Here is a 17,468-nt window from a genome sequence, read left to right on the forward strand (position 1 = left end):
ACCTAAGCATGAACGCCGCTCCTGCCGGAGCGGCATTTTGCACTTCCTTATTTTTCAATGGGTTACGCGACAGTAGAAGAAAACAGGGGGTACGAGGGGGAAAAATCCCCCATATTGGAAAAAGTATGGGGGATTTTACAGTACACATCTGTCGGACACCTGAATTATTGTCCATTTGCCCCATCATAAGGCATTGTTTTTATTGAATTGCCCCTCACAGGCGGCGGCCGTTCTGACCATGAAACACAGCATTCTTGACCATCGATTTTCCCAAAAAAATGCCGCCCGAAGGCGGCATGATCAACAGGTTAGGAGGGGTTCAGACGGTCAGGGCCTCCGGCAGGTCCGACCGCCGGTAAATCGTCGCCCCGATTCTGCGGGGATCGAAGATCGGTGGAACGCGGTGCTCCTTGATGATCCGATCGACCGTCCCTGATTTCAGTCCGGTTTCGAGCGACAGACGTTTCTTGATCGCGAAGGTTCGACGGAACGCGGCCATCGCCTCGGGACCAATCCACGGGTCCGACCCTTGCCCGTCGGATTGCAGCAGCGGCGCGCCGTCGTCGTCCGCGATGAGCCGTCGTCCGGCCGTGGGTGACACCCCGAGCATCATGAAGGCGAGCGAGGCGCGCATGCCGGGGCGCGGCGTCTCGACCAGGCGCTTGATTTCCGTCGGATCGACGAGGACCGCCGCGAAGCCCTCCGCGTTCTGCAGCCGGCGGGCCCGCGTCAGGTGCCCTGCGAACAGAAGCTCGAGGATCCGGGTGAGACGCAGGCGCGTCTTTTCGGCCGCCTTGGCCAACGGGACGAGCTGATCGGAGGGTACCTCGACCGGCGCGACGTCGCGCTCGAGCCGCGCGCGCAGGGCGTCGATATCGGCCCCCTCGACCGCCTTGCCCCATTTGCTGACCAGCAGCGCCTGGTCCTGGACCCGCCGCAGAAGCCCGAGGTCCAGCAAGGCCGCCACCAGCGGGCGCGACGCACCGAGGATAGCGGGCAGCTGGGTGACGGGGACCGCGTTTTTCAGGCGGTGGACGACGGGATCGACCTCGGCGTGGCGCACGATGATATGGCCGCAAGGATCATGCTGCCGGCTGACCGGCACAACGCCCTTGGCGACCAGGATGTTGCGCAGCGTGAGCGGATGCAGCCCCTCGGCGGCCGCGACGCTTGCAACGGTGCCGACCCGCGGCTCGGTGACCGGCGTGCCCAGAACGACATGCCCGCGGGTCACCGGGACGGTGTCGAGGATGTGCGCGCGCAGGATATCCCGGATGGGCCCGGGATCCCGGGCGAGCCGGCTGGCCGAGAGCCAGCTGAACAGCATGCCGTAACATCCGCGCGGGCGCGCGATGCCGCGGCTGCGCGGGCCCGTCTCCATCAGCTCGGACAAGGCCGCGCGGATCGCCGTCTCGCCCCCGGCGGTGACGTCCCAGCCCGCGCGCCCGGCGGCATCCCACATCTGCCCGGTCATCTCGGCGGCCTTGCGGTCCGGTCCGAAGGTGAGGACAGCGCCCAGCATCTCGGTCGCCCGCACGGCCTGCTCGATCCCCTGCGCATCGAGCCAGTCCGGCCCGGAGCGCCCCGCGAGGCGGTCCAGCACCCAGTCCTGCAGGGGCGATGGCGCACGCTGCGTCTGCGCCGCCGCCAAGCTGTCGAGCGCCGCTTCATCCTGCGGCACGATTACCTGCAGTTCGTGGGCGATGTCGTCCCACGTGCCGCTGCGCGCCTCGACGAGGGCAAGCTTGTGACGCGCGCAGGTCCGCACCGGCGCAAGACGCCATGCGAGCCTGTGCCGAAGCCCCGCGCCGGGACGCGGCTCCGACGCGCGGTCCTCCTTCACGCAAAGCGGGCAATACCGGGTCACCGGCCCGGTGGTGAACGCCACCGAGATATCCTCATCCCGCAGGCGATACCGGCGCTTGCCGGTGGCCGCGATGGTATTGCGCTGAACAGGTGCGGGGTCCTGCCCCGCGATCTCGCACATCCGCAGAACCGTGTCCCGCTCGCCGGAGGCCAGCGCGGACAGGCGCAGGTCGAAATCATTCAGGAACGGGGCGAGGCGCCCGCCGGTGTGGAAGGCCGCCTGCCGGGCCGCCCAGGACAGCGGGGTCTCGTCAGATGCGAACGGCAGGACGGGAAACAGAGGTCTCATGCCCGCGCCCTCCGGTTTGCGCCGCCGCGCTTTCGCGTCGGCGCAGCCGCCTCGACCTCCTCGGCCGGATCGGGATCGATCAGCCACCACCGGTCCACCCAGAACACGTTCTCCGTGGCCGGAGCGCCCTCGGCCATGGCCCAGACCTCCGCGAAATGATCAAGCCCGAGATGGCCCTCCTCGGCGAGAAGGGCGGTTTCGATGGCGTTGATGATCATCTCGATGGCCCGGCCGAACCGGTAGCGCGATGCGTGGAACAGCCGGCCGATCACATCCCCCTCGACGGGCGGGGTCAGCCCGACGCGGCTGCAGAACGCGCCGGTCAGATCACGGAACGCCTCGCCGTCGCGCTCCACGGTCAGCGGGGACCAGCGCATGACCGAGAACCGCCGCTGGACCTGCGGATCGGTCCGGATCACGCGCCAGAGGTCCTCGGTGCCCGACAGGATCACCACGACGGCATCATCCCCAAGCATCAGGGTCTTGATGGCGCGCAGGATCAGGTTGCGGTCGGCGCAGAACAGGTCATGCGCCTCGTCGAGCCAGAGCACCACGATGCCCAGCAGGCTCAGCCGCTCGCGCAGGAGCTGCCACAGGGACCAGGCTTCCATGCGCTTGGGCGTGCCGGTGTAGCCGGTCTGCTCGAGCAGGGCGAGCGTCACGCTCTTGAACGTGGCCGGGCTCGGCACCGAGCAGCTCAGATAAAGCGGCTGGCCGAAGTCACCTTCGGCCAGCCCGGTCTGTTTCGCGAGCGCGTGATCCACCAGGCAGGACTTGCCGCTGCCCGGCTCCCCGATATGCAGGATGCCGCGCGTCTCACCCGTCCGGGTGAACTTGCACGGCTCGGGACGCAGGGTGCCCTCGGCGTCGCGCTTGAGCAGCCGCCGGAGGTGGGACGCGAATTCCGCGTCCCGTTCCGAGCCCACATACATGTTGCGCAGGGTTTCGACCTGCCGGTCAATGGCCTCATGGTCGGGCATGATCAGTCCTCCTCGATGGTCAGGTTGGATTTCCCGGGCCGCGGACCGGTCGCACCGGCGGACGACGTCCCGGAGGTGGCCGCGGCATCGTCCTCGCCGGTCACCTCCGAGAGATCGGGGATGGCATGGCCCGGCTCGGCGTCGGCCTTTTGCGGGGCCTTGCGCTCGAAGAACTCGACCCCGGCGAAGTTCTTGCGCTCCGCGCGCGCCATGGCCTCAGGCGACCAGTCCTCGAAGTTGATCCCCGCCGCGGCCATGCTGGCCGCGGTGCGGGCGTCGATTGCCTTGATCGCCTCGCGCACGGCCACCATGTCCACGCGCCTGGAGTTCGGCGCCCCGGCCCGAACGTGACGCACGGCCGTCAGCCAGGTGCGGGCGGGAACCCCGTCGAGGCTGTCATCCACTGCCGGGATCGTGTGCCACTCGGAACCAAGGCGGACGGAAACCGCCCCGATGTCCATGGGATGCCAGCGCACCTCCACCTGTTCCGGGTCGCGGCGCAGCATCCAGGTCGCCAGGACCTCCGAATGGTAGCGGACGCCGAGGACGGTGATGCCGGTCTTGTCGAGACGCCGTTCCATGCGCTCACCGAACACGAGACGCGTACGCTCGATGTCGGGCGGGGGCTGCACGCCGTACTGATCGACAAGCCGGCGCCAGCATTCGAGAGGCGTCTCCCCCCTCAAACCGCGGTGCGGAGTGTTGTGATAGATGTCGACAACCCAGCGGATCAGCGCGAAGGTCAGATCGTCCACGGTCAGCGCGGCACGGTCCCGCGGGTCGGTATCGCCCTTGGTGATGATGTCCGAGAAGGTCCGACCCGACAGCCGCGGCATCAGACCCGTCGCCACGGTCTTGAAGACGCGCTCGATGGTCCCCCGCGCTTCCGGGACGCCATTTGTTGCGATCTCAAGGGCGATGCCAAGGTCCGCGCAGGTGTGACGGAAAGCTTCGGATTTGAAGGCGTTCCCGCCGTCCGTCACCAGCAGCTCCACCATCCCGAAGAGATCCCATGCACTCAGGGCACCGACCGCATCGGCCCACTGCCCCTTGTCTGACAGCACCATCTGCAAGGTCTGGCATGCGGCGCCCGACTTCGCATTTCGGCTGAGCGTCATGCCGACGATGCAGCGCGTCGTGCAGCAGATGGCGACCGTCAGGACCCATCGATCTTTCCCGCCGTCGAGGCCCAGAGCCAGCTTTTCCTCGTCGGTCAGAACCTCATAGATCTCGCTGGTCTTCATGAGCGTCATGAGGTCCACGGTCCACTCGTCCATCTCCACACGCTCCAGCGGACGCGTGAGGTTCAGCCCGTCCGCGACCGGCCGGAACTTCTTGCGCGCCGCCGCAAGCCCGTTGCGGGCGCACTCCACCTCGAAGGGGTCCAGACTGCGGATCGCCCGGCGAACGGTCTCACGGCTCGGGGTGGTGAGCGGATCGAGACCTTCCTCGGCACGTTCCGCGTTGCGCTGCTCGAAAGCGAGGACCACATTCTCGTGGATCATCTTCTGCGTCGGTTTCTCGACCCGGAGATACCCGCGCACCTCTTTGTAGAGCAGTCCGAGCGCCTCCGGCTCCATCGCGGAGCCGCGGTTGCCACGGCGGTGCATCGCTCCGGCGAGAGCCGCGAGCCCGTCCTGCTGCTTGATCTGCAGCCACCGGCGCAGGGTGCGCGTACTCGGCGCCTTCCTGAAGTCCGCGGACAGATCCAGGCTGGTGGCCCCGAGCGGGTTCAGGTTGCCCGCGTACTCCAGCGCGGTTCCCATGATCAGGGTCATGTTGGCCCGGAGACTCTCATCGGTCATCTTGATGGTGGTGCCCTCGCGGCGGAGCTTTGCCACGGCCTCGCAATAGGCGTCCTTCTTGGACACACGCGCACGCGCCTTGTCAGACAGGTTTGAGACCATGGATGTCTGGCCCCGCAGACGGCGCTGACATTCCCGCGGATCGTAATAATCACGCTCGACCCGGATGCGCCGCGCGGACGCGAGCCGGGACAGCTGCGCGTGCGCGAATTGCACGGACAAGCCGGTCCCGTCATCGCGGGTGAGCACGTAGCCTTCCTCGTTGCGCGAGGTTACGCAATAGCGCGACCCTTCAATGGTCACGCGGTCATGCTGACCGAATGCGAAGGTCGCGTTCTGGGTTGTGAAAGAAAGTTCCATCTCGTTTCTCCTTCATGGATGGTCGTGGTGTGCGGCCCTTGCCGCGTAGGGTTGAGGGGGTGGGAAAACGCCACGGCGCGGCGTTTTCCCCGGGGTGTCAGCGCGGCTCGGCCGACGGGCGCGCCGGTGCGACGGCGCCCGGCGCCGGGCCCGCATCAGGGGTCGGGTCGGCAACATCGGAGGGCGGGTTGCACGCGCGCGCCTTGAAGACCTCCGTGTCACGGTCGATCCGCGTCTGGCGGACCGGCGTGAGGTGGCCGGACCGGATGAGCCGGACGACCGCCCGAAAGCCGGCCCCGCCAAGACCCGTTTCGTCGACGAGGGCCCCGACCGTCGTCACGCCGGTGATGCGGGCCGCTGCGGCCCGGGCGGCGGCGTCGGGATCGGGGTCCGGAACGCGCACCGCCTGCAGCAGCTTCGCGTTGAAAAGCGCGACCGGATCGACATCGTGCTCGGAGAAGAGCCGCAGATCCGACAGGAAACCGGCCGCGATGGCCTGCGCCTTGATGCGCGCAAGCTGGGCCAGATAGGTCGGCGTGACGCGCCCCTTGGGACGGACCGCATAACCGATCCAGCGACCATCGGTGCGCCGAACGACCAGGTCGATGTAATGGGTCCGGCTTGCCGCGTCCGCGTCCCGCCATGCGAAGGCGATCTGCTCGAAGAGCGCGTCGGTCGACGGCCGGGCGGCCAGGATCAGCGCCGCCTTCATCTCGAGGTGGCTTTCGAGGCCGACCACGCGCCCCGGGCCGTCGCCCAGGACGATCTGGCCGGTGAAGTGATGCGAAGACCCGACCTGCGTGGCGCGGTCTCCGGTGCTGGGTTCGGGAAGGCGGATGCCTTCCATGTCATGGATGGACATTTTGAAATCCTCTCAGGTTGTCCGTTGCACCGGGGCCCGGGAAGTCGGGCACCGGGGAGGATCCCGGGGGCGGTGCGACGACAGGCACAGCTGTGCCGTTCGCATCCGTCGGACGGTGCGGGGACAGACCGGTGATCCGGACACACCCCACCCGGCCGGCTGGACTGCAGCCGTTGCGGGATCGGGCTTGACGGCGGAGAGGATCCTTGAAGCGACAGGGCGGACCTGCTAACTTCGAGTCATGAAAAGACAGGTGGATACTTCCGCCATATGAGCACCCGGGCTGTTGGCGCAGCGCGGGTGTTTTACGTTTCTACATCTCGACCCTCCGTGTCTTGTCCGATCTGAGCGCGACGATGCGCGGCCGGTGTTTCAACGGCCGGAGTCGTAGCATCGAGAAAACGACTCCGGAAGTTTTTTCCATTTATTTCCAATGTCTTGAGACAAGCCGGCGCGGTCGGTTTTTCACAAACACGACGCCACAAGCCCTTGAACCCCACCGCTCACGCCAGCCGATATCTGCCCGTTTCCCGGCCCGGACGCGCCGCGCCAAGGTCTGCGAAAACGTCCCGTTGGACCCCGAGGACGCGAGCGACGGAAAAGTTTTTCTGCACAACCACACGACATATCTTTCCCGACAGGCTGCAAAACGCGCCTGCGCTGCCCCTCACTTCGTTCCGATTCGGTTGGTCCAGCTACCGCGAGATCAAGCTTGCGGGATCTTGGACCGGGTTCTTTTGTCGGTCCGCAATATCGCGGCTATCGACAGCAGGAACGGCATGTTGAGCGACTTGATCGTACAAAGCCCGAGATCAGGACCGCGTTCACCGCCTTTGCCGAAATCGACCTCAACCCTCTGTTCGCCCAACTTGAACGAGATCCGCGCACCAGGAAGCTCTTTCAGCATCCTCACCTCGACCCGCCTCATATCCGTGAGGTCAGGCAAATGCTCGAGGAGCGACGCCAAAGACCCGCCGAAGGTTGCCGCCATGGGCAAGTCCTCGCGCGGATATTCCTGAAAGAGCCCGCCCTCGAGGATCCCTTTGGGCGTCAAGCGCGGATGCTCCTGGAGGTTCCGGATATCCGGATCATCAGGGACACCCTGATATGTCCAGCTCTGACCGCCTTTGAGCTCGAGCTTGCTGAAACACTCGACGAATGCCGGCGTGTCACGGATCGACGCGTCCATGCACAGGGCAATCACGTCATGAGCCACGTCACGCGATGTCACTTGCGTCGCCGCCCGTCCCCTCGGGGACTTTGCCCGCAGCCCCGCAGCCGCAAGGCCGCGATCAAGCACGTCAACCGAGCTCTCCGACATGTCGAAGAGATCCGCGAGTGCTCTCACCATTTGTCCAGGGGTCGACATCATCCCACTCCTTTACGCTCACAAAATGCGCTTAAATCGACGAGGGGACTTGAGTCAAATATTTTCTCAAAATTCTTCGGTTATTAATTCTGGTTTTTCTGAGGAGGCCGGACACCGCGCCCAACGACGCGGTCACCGACTTAAGCACGACGACCGCTTTCGAGCTGGTAAGGCGGGCCTTTCGATCCGCCACCGGGCGTAGTTGTCCACAAAACACTGAACGCTGTCTGCATAGCGCATTGGAAGAAAGCACGAATTGCATGTATCTTCTTAAGACGAAGGAGATACATCATGTCGAACAAACTTGACGCTGGCGATATCACAAACCTGATCATCTTCGGGGTGATCGGTTTTTGGATCTACTCCGCGGTAACGGGCCCGGAAACGCCTGAGACGCGGCCGATTACAAATGCAGCAACGGCAGGTGAAGAGCTGCGCCCCTTGGGCCCAGATGCCCGGGATCCCTTTGTTGAAACCGTAAGCCTGCATCGTGACGCCTATCTGAACGCAGAAAATGACGTCCAAAGAGGCGTTGTTCGCAAGAGCCGCGGTGAAAGCCTTTGTCAGACCTTCAGCTCGCGGTTCTTCAGAAACTGGCCGGGTCGGCTGACTTGGGTTTCCACAACATCTGACGGGCAAACCGTGGATCGGATCAAAGTGGAACTGAGCGACTTCGGCGATAACGATGAGGTCGCTATTGAAGACTCCAATCACTATGAACCCGGCACCCTGATGCACGAAACGCTACTCAACGATGTCAGCCCGGGGGACCCCGTCGTGGTCAGCGGTGAATTCAGGTACGACACCGATGATGATGTCAGCGACTGCTTTTATGAAGAGAGTATTTCGCTTTCTGGCGGGATGACTGACCCGGAGTACAGGGCCAAGTTTTCATCGATCCGCCCTGCAGGCGCGCCGACCGAATAATCGACCGACCGCCTTGATTTCTTTCATGGAAGAAAGGACACTCGCTGCGACATCACGGGAGGTCCAGCGGGATGGCCAGCGACGCAACCAAGCTATCGAACCTGAATCTGAAAGTCAGCGAGGACGAAAGATGGGCCTTCAAGGAGCTCTGCGTGCGCCACCGCATGAGCCAGGTTGACGGGTTCCGGCTGGCCGCGCGGCTCCTCGAGGATCACTTGGAAAAACAAGAGCAGAGCAAAAGCGATACGTCGAAATGAATACCCAAACGACCAACACCTCCCTCGCGGATTTCATCTGGAAAAACGCCGACGACCTCTGGGGCCCGTTCCGCCACACCGAGTTCGGCAAGGTCATCCTGCCCTTCACGCTGTTGCGCCGCCTCGAATGCGTGCTGGAACCCTCCCGCGAAGAGGTGCGCGACGCCTACACCTCGATGGCCGATGAAGGCATCGACATGGATCTCGTCCTGCGCGACCTGACCGGCTACCCGTTCTATAACACCTCCGATTACAGCCTAGCCTCGCTGGGCGGCACGCGGACCCGCACCAATCTCGAGGATTACATCGCCAGCTTTTCGGCGAACGCGCGGGTGATCTTCGAGCAGTTCGATTTCGCGAACACCATCGCGAAGATGGACAAGGCCGGGGTGCTCTACAAGATCTGTCAGAACTTCGCGGCGATCCCGCTGCACCCCGACGAGGTGCCCGAGCGGGTCATGTCCAACGTCTACGAACACCTGATCCGCAAGTTCGGGGCTGAGGTGAACGAGGCGGCGGAGGACTTCATGACGCCGCGCGACGTCGTCCACCTTGCTGTTGAGCTGCTGCTCGACCCCGATGACCAGATGTTCATCGAGAACCCCGGCCTCATCCGCACGCTCTATGACCCGACCTGCGGCACCGGCGGCTTCCTGTCGGACGGGATGGAGCATATCGACGGGCTGCGCGACCGATACAGCGTCGCACCGGTGATCATCCCCCACGGCCAAGAGCTGGAGCCGGAAACCCACGCGGTTTGCCTTGCTGGTATGCTGCTCAAGACGCTGGAGACCGATCCGGGCCGCGACCTGTCGAAGAACATCAAACTCGGCAGCACGCTATCCGAAGATCAGTTCGCAAACGACCGCTTCCACTACTGCGTCTCGAACCCGCCCTTCGGCAAGAAGTGGGAGATGGACCAGACCGCCGTCACCCGCGAGCACCGCGAAAAGGGCTTTGATGGCCGCTTCGGCCCCAAGCTGCCCGGCGTGGGCGACGGCTCCATGCTGTTCCTGCAACATCTGGTCAGCAAGCTGGAAAGCCCCGAAAAAGGCGGCGGGCGCGGTGCAATCATCCTGTCGGGTTCTCCCCTCTTCAACGGGCGCGCGGGCCAGGGCGAGTCCGAGATCCGGCGCCACCTGCTGGAACAGGACGTGGTCGAGGCCATCATCGCCCTGCCGCAGGAGATTTTCTTTCGCACCGGCATCGGCACCTACATCTGGATCCTGTCCACCAAGAAACCCGCGCATCGCAAGGGCCGCGTGCAACTGATCAACGCGACCGATATGTACGAGTCCATGCGCAAGAGCGAGGGCAACAAGCGCCGCCGGGTGGGCGAGGCGCAGACGCGCGATATCGTCGGCATGTATTCGGCCTTCGAAGAGACCCGCGAAAGCAAGATCTTCGACAGCACCGCCTTCGGCTATCGCCGCATCCGCGTTCTGCGCCCCCTGCGCAAGAAGATCGCGATCACCGAAGAGGGGCTGGCCAAGCTGGAAGAAGAAAAGCCCTGGGCCAAGCTGACCGAGGATCAGCGCGAAGGCTGGCGCGCCCTCCTGCACGATCAGATGGGCACGGAGCATGGCTGGCATTGGGTCGATGGCTGGATGAAGGGCGCGGCCAAGAAGGATGCCGGGCTGGGCAAGGTCACCGCGACGCATGTGAAGATGCTCCAGCGCGTATTCGGCGTGCGCGACCCCGAGCTTGACCCCGTTACCGACAAGAAGGGCAACATCCTGCCCGATGACGACCTGACGGATTACGAGAACGTGCCCATGGGCACCGACATCCACGACTATCTGGCGACCGAGGTCCTGCCCCATGCCGAGGACGCCTATATCGACGAGGGCTACCGGGACGAGACCGATGGCGCGGTCGGGATCGTCGGCTACGAGATCAATTTCAACCGGTATTTCTATGAATACCAGCCGCCCCGCGACCTCGAAGAGATCGACGCCGACCTGAACGCCGTGGAGGCCGAAATCGCCGCGATCCTGGCGGAGGTGACGGAATGAGCATCCTGCCCTATCCCGGCTTAAAGCCAGCAAAAGCTCCTTGGGTAGATTCTATCCCAGAACACTGGGAAGAGCGGCGGCTCCGCTCGCTCGCCTCGGTGTCGAACAGCAATGTGGACAAGAAATCCTATGATAATCAGGAGGCCGTCCGCCTCTGCAATTACACTGACGTTTATTATAACGACACAATCTCAAAACCAGACGGGTTCATGATCGCGACAGCCTCGCCTGATGAAATCAAGGAATTCTCGCTGCGGGAAGGCGATGTGATCATCACCAAAGACTCCGAAGACCCAACGGACATCGGCGTTCCAGCTTACGTCAATTCAGATATGCCAGGAGTTGTTTGCGGCTATCACCTTTCTGTATTGCGGACCGACAACCCGACAACGTCCGCATACCTGCATTTTTCGATCATGTCGCACTTCAATCGGGCCCATTTCTACGTGAACACACCGGGGGTGACCCGCTTCGGCCTGAACCAGAATACGATCAAAAACACACTTGTTTACTTGCCGCCATTTTCCGAACAAGCGGCAATCTTAAACTGGATCAGACGCGAGACCGCGCGGATTGACGGGTTGATCGAGAAGAAGGCCCGCTTCATCGCGCTGCTGAACGAGAAGGAAAAGGCCAAGATTTCCCATTTCGTCCGCTTGGGTGTCGATCCAGACGCCAAGATAATTGACGTCGGTGTTGAATGGCGCGGCAAGGTTCCCGCTCACTGGACGCGGGGGCGAATGAAGAACCACTTCCGCCCCCAGAAGCGGCAGGGATACGAAACCCTTACGGTTCTATCCGTCTATCGCGAATATGGCGTCATCGAAAAGGCGTCTCGTGACGACAACATCAACAAGACCCCCGAGGATTTGTCCAAGTATCAACTCGTCAATCCGAACGATCTGGTAATCAACAAGATGAAAGCATGGCAGGGGTCCATGGGCATCGCCGGGACGCAAGGTATCACCAGCCCGGATTATGTGGTCATGGAGCCGGTAGGCGAGCATGACCCCCGCTACATGCACCACTACCTGCGCGCGCGCCCGATGCCATGGGTATACAGGCTTATTTCGAACGGCATTCGGACCGATCAATGGCGGCTTGAACCCGAGAAATTTTTGATCTTGCCGATATTCTTGCCGCCCTTGGATGAACAACGCGCCATCGCAGATGAAATCGACCGCGAGCTGGATCGCATTCGGAACCTCATCACCAAGACCGAGCAGAGCATCGCCCTGCTCAAGGAAAAGCGCGCGGCGCTGATCACCGCCGCCGTTACGGGTAAAATCGACGTAAGGAGCGCGGCATGAGCGACCTGCACCATGAAAAGCATTTCGAGGCCTATGTCATCGACCGGCTGGTCGCCCAAGGGTGGCTGCGCGGCGACAGCGCGGGCTATGACATGGACTACGCGCTTTACCCGCAAGACCTCGAAGATTGGGTCAGGGCCACCCAGCCCGACAAATGGGACCGTCTGGTCGCCATGAACGGCGCGGATGCGCGCAAAAAGTTGATGAACCGCCTCGACAAGGCGCTCAACCGCAACGGCACCATGCAGGTGCTGCGCCGGGGAATAGATATCGCTGGAGTCGGCCCGATCGACCTGTCCGAGGCCGCCCCCGAGGACAAGCGCAACGAAAAGGTGCTGCACCGCTACGCATCGAACCGCCTGCGCGTCGTGCCGCAGTTGAAATACCACCCCGACCGCGAGCTTGCGATCGATCTGGGGCTGTTCCTGAACGGCCTGCCGGTGGCCACGGTGGAGCTCAAGACCGATTTCACCCAACGCGCCGAAAGCGCGAAAGAGCAATATCGCACCGACCGCCTGCCCGAAGACCCCCGCACCAAGCGCAAGCACCCCCTGCTGACCTTCAAGCGTGGGGCCGTGGTGCATTTCGCCATGTCCGACAGCGAAATCTGGATGACAACCAAGCTCTCCGGCGCCGACACCTTCTTTCTGCCGTTCAACAAGGGCTATGACGGCCACGGCGGGAACGAGCCGCGCGCCGACGGCGAATACCCCGTCGCCTATTTCTGGGAAGAGATCTGTCAGCCCGACGCCTTTCTGCGGATCTTCCACAGCTTCGTCTATGTCGAAAAGAAAGACGTGGTGGACCTGCGCGGCAACTGGACCGTGAAGGAAACGCTGATCTTCCCCCGGTTCCATCAGCTCGACGCGGTCAACAGTATGATCGCCGACGCCAAGGAAAAAGGCCCCGGCCAAGCCTACCTGTGCGAGCACAGCGCGGGGTCGGGCAAGACCTCGACCATCGCCTGGACCGCGCATGACCTGATCAAGCTGCGCACCGATGACGGCAAGGCCATTTTCGACGCCGCCATCATCGTGACCGACCGCAACGTGCTGGACGGCCAGCTGCAGGACGCCGTCAAGCAGATCGACCACCAGGACGGGCTGATCGCGGCGATTGATCGCGAGACCTCGTCAAAGTCGAAGAGCCAGCAGTTGAGCGAAGCGATGCTCAAGGGCACGCCCATCATCGTTGTGACGATCCAGACCTTCCCTTACGCGATGGAGGCGATCCTAACCGAGAAATCGCTAAAGGAGAAATCCTTCGCGGTGATCATCGACGAGGCGCATACCTCGCAGACCGGCAGCACCGCGTCGAAGCTGCAGGCGACGCTGGCCCTGTCGAAGACGCAGGACATGGCCGGCATGTCGGTCGAGGAGCTGCTGAGCGAGATCCAGAAATCCCGCGCGCGGCCCTCCAACGTCTCGCATTTCGCCTTCACCGCGACGCCCAAGCATTTGACCATGATGCTGTTCGGCCGCCCGGCCGATCCGACGCGGCGCGCCTCGGACGACAACCCGCCCCAATCGTTCCACAAGTACGAGATGCGCCAGGCCATCGACGAGGGCTTCATCATGGACGTGCTGCAGGGCTATGTGCCCTACAAGACGGCGTTCAACCTGGGTCAGGAGATGGTCGAGGAGGACCGCGTGGACGGCAAGGCCGCCAAGCGGGCCCTTGCGAAATGGATGACCCTGCACCCCACGAACGTCACCCAGAAGGTGCAGTTCATCATGGAGCACTTCGCCGGGAACGTCGCCCACCTGCTGGACGGCAAGGCGAAGGCGATGGTGGTGACCAGCTCCCGGGCGGCCGCCGTGCGCTACAAGAAGGCCTTTGACCGGTTCATCGAGGCCAACCCCGCCTACCGCGAGATCCGGGCGCTGGTGGCCTTCTCCGGCAAGCTGACGGGCGAAGAGGTGATGCACAGCGACGACGCCGGGCTTGCCGGGGACACCTTCCTGGCCGAAGCGGACACCGAGTTCACCGAGGCCAACATGAACCTGGACGTCAGCGGCCAGGACCTGCGCGTCGCTTTCGACCGGCCCGAATACCGCGTGATGCTCGTGGCGAACAAATTCCAGACCGGGTTCGACCAGCCTAAGCTGGTGGCGATGTATCTCGACAAGAAGATCGGGAACCCCGTGGAAATCGTGCAGACGTTGTCGCGCCTGAACCGCAACCATCCGGGCAAGGACCGGACCTTCATCATCGACTTCGTCAACGAACCCGAGTCGATCCAGGCGGCCTTCGCGATGTATGACTCCGGCGCCCGTATCGAGACCGTGCAAGACCTCGACGTGATCTACGACATGAAGGAGAAGCTGGACGAGTTCGGCATCTACACCAACACGCATATCGAGGCGTTCAAGGCGGCCCGGTATCAAACCGCCCGCGATTTCGCCGGCGCCGGAGAACCGGAGCACAAGGCGATGTTCGCGGCCACCGCGGAGCCGACCGAAGCCTATAACCGGCGCCTCAAGGAGCTGCGCGACGCGGTGCAGATCTGCGAGGACGATTACCGAACGGCCAAGGCCGCCGGGAACGAGGACGGCATGAAAAAGGCCGACCACGAGCGCAAACAGGTCGACGAGGCCATCGGTCAGATGGAAGAGTTCAAGGCCGGGCTGTCACGGTTTTCGCGCACCTACGCCTATATCGCGCAGCTCATCGACCTCGGGGATCCGGAGATGGAGAACTTCGCGGCCTTCTCGAAGCTGCTGGCGAACCGCCTCGACGGCGTCCCGGCGGAAAACGTCGACCTCCGCGGGATCACCCTGACCGGCTACGACATCAAGGCGCGCGAGCCTGTCGGCGGCGGCGACGGGTCCGGCGACGATGAAGGCGACGGCCAGGCCCCCGACATCACGCTCAAGCCGGTCGGGGCCGGCGGCTCCAGCCGTCCGGGCACGACGCCGGCCTATCTGCAGGAGATCATCGAGCGGCTGAATAGCCTGTTCGGGGACGCGGCCCCGCTCAGCGACAAGATCAGCTTCGTCAATCAGATCGCGTCGATCACCCGTGAAAGCGACGTTGTCATGGCCCAGGTCAACGAAAACCCCAAGGAGCAAGCTTTGAAGGGCAACCTTCCCGGCGCCGTTCAGAAGGCCGTCGTGCGGGCGATGACGTCCAACCGCGACCTCGCCAAGCTGGTCCTGAAGGAAGACTCGCAAGCCATCGATATCCTGACGGCCACGGTGTACGATCTGCTCAGAACGGGCGAGCGGCTGGACATGGGGGATATCGGGTAGCGGCCTGCGCCATCCTTCGCCAAGATGAGCGCTCCGATCACCCCACGCCCAAAAAAACCGCTCGACGCGTTCGGCATCCCGATGCGCGAGCACGGGGCCTTGGTGAAATCCTGACTGGATGCTCTGCCACGCTGGCCGCTCGTTGAGCCCGAAACATTCCCGCTGGATGATGGGGTGAAGCAGGACCGCGGCCCGAGAGGAAGCGTATCGGCGAGAACACCCGGAGAGTTATGGACCCGCAGTGACCTGGCGCAAGTCTTCGTCGACCCCAAGCAAGCCGCGCCTCAGCAACTCCCCCTCACGTCCCGGTGTCACCTCATCAGGGTACCCCAGCGAGACATTCTTGATCAGGGTCGCGCCTTCCCTTGCTTCCGCGCGGTGATGTGTGTGCCCGAAGATCCATGCATCAGGCTGAAAATGGGCAATCATCGCCGCAAGGTCCGACCCATAAACCGGGTCCAGCTCGGTCGGCGCGGCGCTGATCAATTCCGGATGCGGACAGTGATGCGTGATCAGCACGGTTTGCCCTGCATGCGGACGGCTCATCCGGTCCTCGAGCCACGCCCTGTGCTCCTGGTGTATCTGCACGATCTCGTAGGGTCGGACTTTCCGATACTTCGCCTTGGCGTGCCTGATGTAACGGTAATCATTCATCCGCTCGCGGGCGATCACCTGCGACCCGGGGACATCCCCACGCAGGGCAAAGTCGGTCCACAAAGTGCAACAGAGAAACCTGGTATCGGTGACCTTGATTTCCGCCTTCTGCGCAAGATTGGCCCCTTCGCCCGCGGCGATCTCGGCCAGCCGGTCATCCCTATCGATCTGGAAGTCGTAGTAGTCGTGGTTTCCCGGAATGATGTGGATCCGACCGGGGTCAACATGGCGCGCGAGGTGGCGGATCGCGTATTTCCAGCGGACCCTCGGCTTGTCGGACAAGTCTCCGGCGATGAACAAGGCGTCCAGGCCGGCCCAGTCCTCCGGGGTCAACGCTGCAAACGGGTCCCGCTCGGCCTCGATCCATCGGTCGAAATGGACGTCTCCGATAATGAGCGCTTTCATCCCTGTCCTATTCCGCAATGGTCTTGGTGGATCTGTACGCTCGCTCAACTCTGGCTCATGGGCAACACCTTAGCGAGCGTTGGTATCGGAATGCCATCAACGTTCTCGCGCTTCAGAGAGCCGTCTGCAACGCTTGGTGTACGCCGCCCATGGTGCTCAATAGGGCGGCTTGGCATACCGCCGGCCGGGCCAGGATACGAATGATCGTAGGCTGCACCTCGCCGCAAGCGGACGGGTCCGCTAATGACGGCTCCCAGCCCGGAGCGGAACCGCATGCGGGGAGCAATATGTATCGGGGCATCAACACGCAGGGCGGGATGTGTGAACTCGCTGCTCCGCGGCGAGATCCTGCGGAGATCGCCAAAGCGGACCTTGGTCACGAGGACCTCTGACCGGCCCTGCTAATGATCAGTTCTTCTTAGTTGCTATCGCACGCACGAAGTCCCATTCGTTGGGGGCATCCCTGCTCACATCGAACAAGGGGCGTTCCTGCCCCTGCGAAATCTTGAGCAACCATACGCCGTTTGGAACCCGCCATCTCGTCGAAGATGGATCCCGAAAGATTGCACACCTCACATGCATACATCTTTGACTTGAATAGTGAAAATGCTAGGCTCGCCTGAGGTGAGGGGCAAAGATTGACGAAAAGCACGAGTTTCAACGCCGGAGGATCATTAGCCGGGTATCTGTTTCAATGCAGACTTGCACTTCTGCAGGGTCTGCGAATGGCCAAGAAGAACCCCAATGGCCAAATCTCGGTTGAAAAGTTCGATGACGTTGCCTTTGAAGACGACAATTTATCAAAGTGTCTTACTCAAGCAAAGCACAGCGTTACTGCTGGCTCCTTGGACGATAAGAGCGTCGATCTGTGGAAGACAATAAGAATTTGGATGGCCGCTGTAGAAGAAGGCACGGTACAGCTTGGCAACGTCAAATTTTTTCTGATCACCACCAATGAGGCTAGCGAGGATACAGCAGCTGCTTTGCTCAGATCCGGCCACAGCAAAGAAGCAGTTGAACAAGCTTACAAGCTGCTACTTCAAGCAGCCAAGGAATCAAAGAATAAAACAAACGAAATCGCTAGGAACAAGTTCTCTACTCTGAAAAAACCCGGGGAG

Annotated in this window: 12 protein-coding genes; 6 read left to right on the forward strand and 6 right to left on the reverse strand. The window is 62.6% G+C overall.

Annotated features, from left to right (window positions below):
• Nucleotides 1–319 precede the first annotated feature (319 nt).
• The 5 genes from BU124_RS05510 to BU124_RS05530 all read right to left on the reverse strand — a co-directional run bounded on the left by BU124_RS05510 (nt 320) and on the right by BU124_RS05530 (nt 7,534).
• Nucleotides 320–2,155, reverse strand: a complete 1,836-nt coding sequence (locus BU124_RS05510; RefSeq protein ID WP_084861458.1) for a TniQ family protein — start codon at nt 2,153–2,155, stop codon at nt 320–322.
• The gene (locus BU124_RS05515; protein WP_084861459.1) at nt 2,152–3,135 is read right to left on the reverse strand and encodes a TniB family NTP-binding protein; all 984 of its coding nucleotides are present in this window, start codon (nt 3,133–3,135) and stop codon (nt 2,152–2,154) included. Before BU124_RS05515 ends, BU124_RS05510 begins: the two co-directional genes overlap by 4 nt.
• A 2-nt stretch (nt 3,136–3,137) precedes the next feature.
• Entirely contained in the window at nt 3,138–5,300 is a 2,163-nt protein-coding gene (locus BU124_RS05520; protein WP_084861461.1) for a Mu transposase C-terminal domain-containing protein, read from the reverse strand.
• Nucleotides 5,301–5,397: 97 nt separating this feature from the next.
• Nucleotides 5,398–6,162 carry a hypothetical protein gene (locus tag BU124_RS05525; RefSeq protein WP_179141867.1) on the reverse strand — a complete coding sequence of 255 codons (765 nt, stop codon included), beginning with the start codon at nt 6,160–6,162 and terminating at the stop codon, nt 5,398–5,400.
• A gap of 706 nt (nt 6,163–6,868) precedes the next feature.
• Nucleotides 6,869–7,534 carry a hypothetical protein gene (locus tag BU124_RS05530; protein WP_084861463.1) on the reverse strand — a complete coding sequence of 222 codons (666 nt, stop codon included), beginning with the start codon at nt 7,532–7,534 and terminating at the stop codon, nt 6,869–6,871.
• 288 nt (nt 7,535–7,822) lie between these two features.
• On the opposite strand from BU124_RS05530, the gene BU124_RS05535 reads away from it, so the two are divergent.
• The 5 genes from BU124_RS05535 to BU124_RS05555 all read left to right on the forward strand — a co-directional run bounded on the left by BU124_RS05535 (nt 7,823) and on the right by BU124_RS05555 (nt 15,291).
• On the forward strand, nt 7,823–8,458 hold the full coding sequence (locus tag BU124_RS05535) for a hypothetical protein (protein WP_084861465.1): 636 nt from the start codon (nt 7,823–7,825) through the stop codon (nt 8,456–8,458).
• A gap of 71 nt (nt 8,459–8,529) precedes the next feature.
• The gene (locus BU124_RS05540; protein WP_084861467.1) at nt 8,530–8,715 is read left to right on the forward strand and encodes a hypothetical protein; all 186 of its coding nucleotides are present in this window, start codon (nt 8,530–8,532) and stop codon (nt 8,713–8,715) included.
• Nucleotides 8,712–10,730 carry a type I restriction-modification system subunit M gene (locus tag BU124_RS05545; protein ID WP_084861468.1) on the forward strand — a complete coding sequence of 673 codons (2,019 nt, stop codon included), beginning with the start codon at nt 8,712–8,714 and terminating at the stop codon, nt 10,728–10,730. Before BU124_RS05540 ends, BU124_RS05545 begins: the two co-directional genes overlap by 4 nt.
• Nucleotides 10,727–12,040 (forward strand): restriction endonuclease subunit S, encoded by a 1,314-nt coding sequence (locus tag BU124_RS05550; RefSeq protein WP_084861470.1) that lies wholly within the window; start codon nt 10,727–10,729, stop codon nt 12,038–12,040. Before BU124_RS05545 ends, BU124_RS05550 begins: the two co-directional genes overlap by 4 nt.
• A complete protein-coding gene (locus tag BU124_RS05555) occupies nt 12,037–15,291 on the forward strand; it encodes a type I restriction endonuclease subunit R (RefSeq protein WP_084861472.1) in 3,255 nt (1,084 codons plus the stop codon). The genes BU124_RS05550 and BU124_RS05555 overlap by 4 nt, the downstream gene beginning before the upstream one ends.
• A gap of 228 nt (nt 15,292–15,519) precedes the next feature.
• On the opposite strand, the gene BU124_RS05560 is transcribed toward BU124_RS05555, so the two are convergent.
• Nucleotides 15,520–16,350, reverse strand: coding sequence for a metallophosphoesterase (locus tag BU124_RS05560; RefSeq protein ID WP_084861473.1), 831 nt, complete (start codon nt 16,348–16,350; stop codon nt 15,520–15,522).
• Nucleotides 16,351–17,075: 725 nt separating this feature from the next.
• On the opposite strand from BU124_RS05560, the gene BU124_RS14545 reads away from it, so the two are divergent.
• Nucleotides 17,076–17,468 (forward strand): hypothetical protein (locus BU124_RS14545; RefSeq protein WP_218775096.1); only part of this gene is annotated, 393 nt, incomplete at its 3' end.

The sequence above is a fragment of the Salibaculum halophilum genome (assembly GCF_002094885.1).
Classification (GTDB): domain Bacteria; phylum Pseudomonadota; class Alphaproteobacteria; order Rhodobacterales; family Rhodobacteraceae; genus Salibaculum; species Salibaculum halophilum.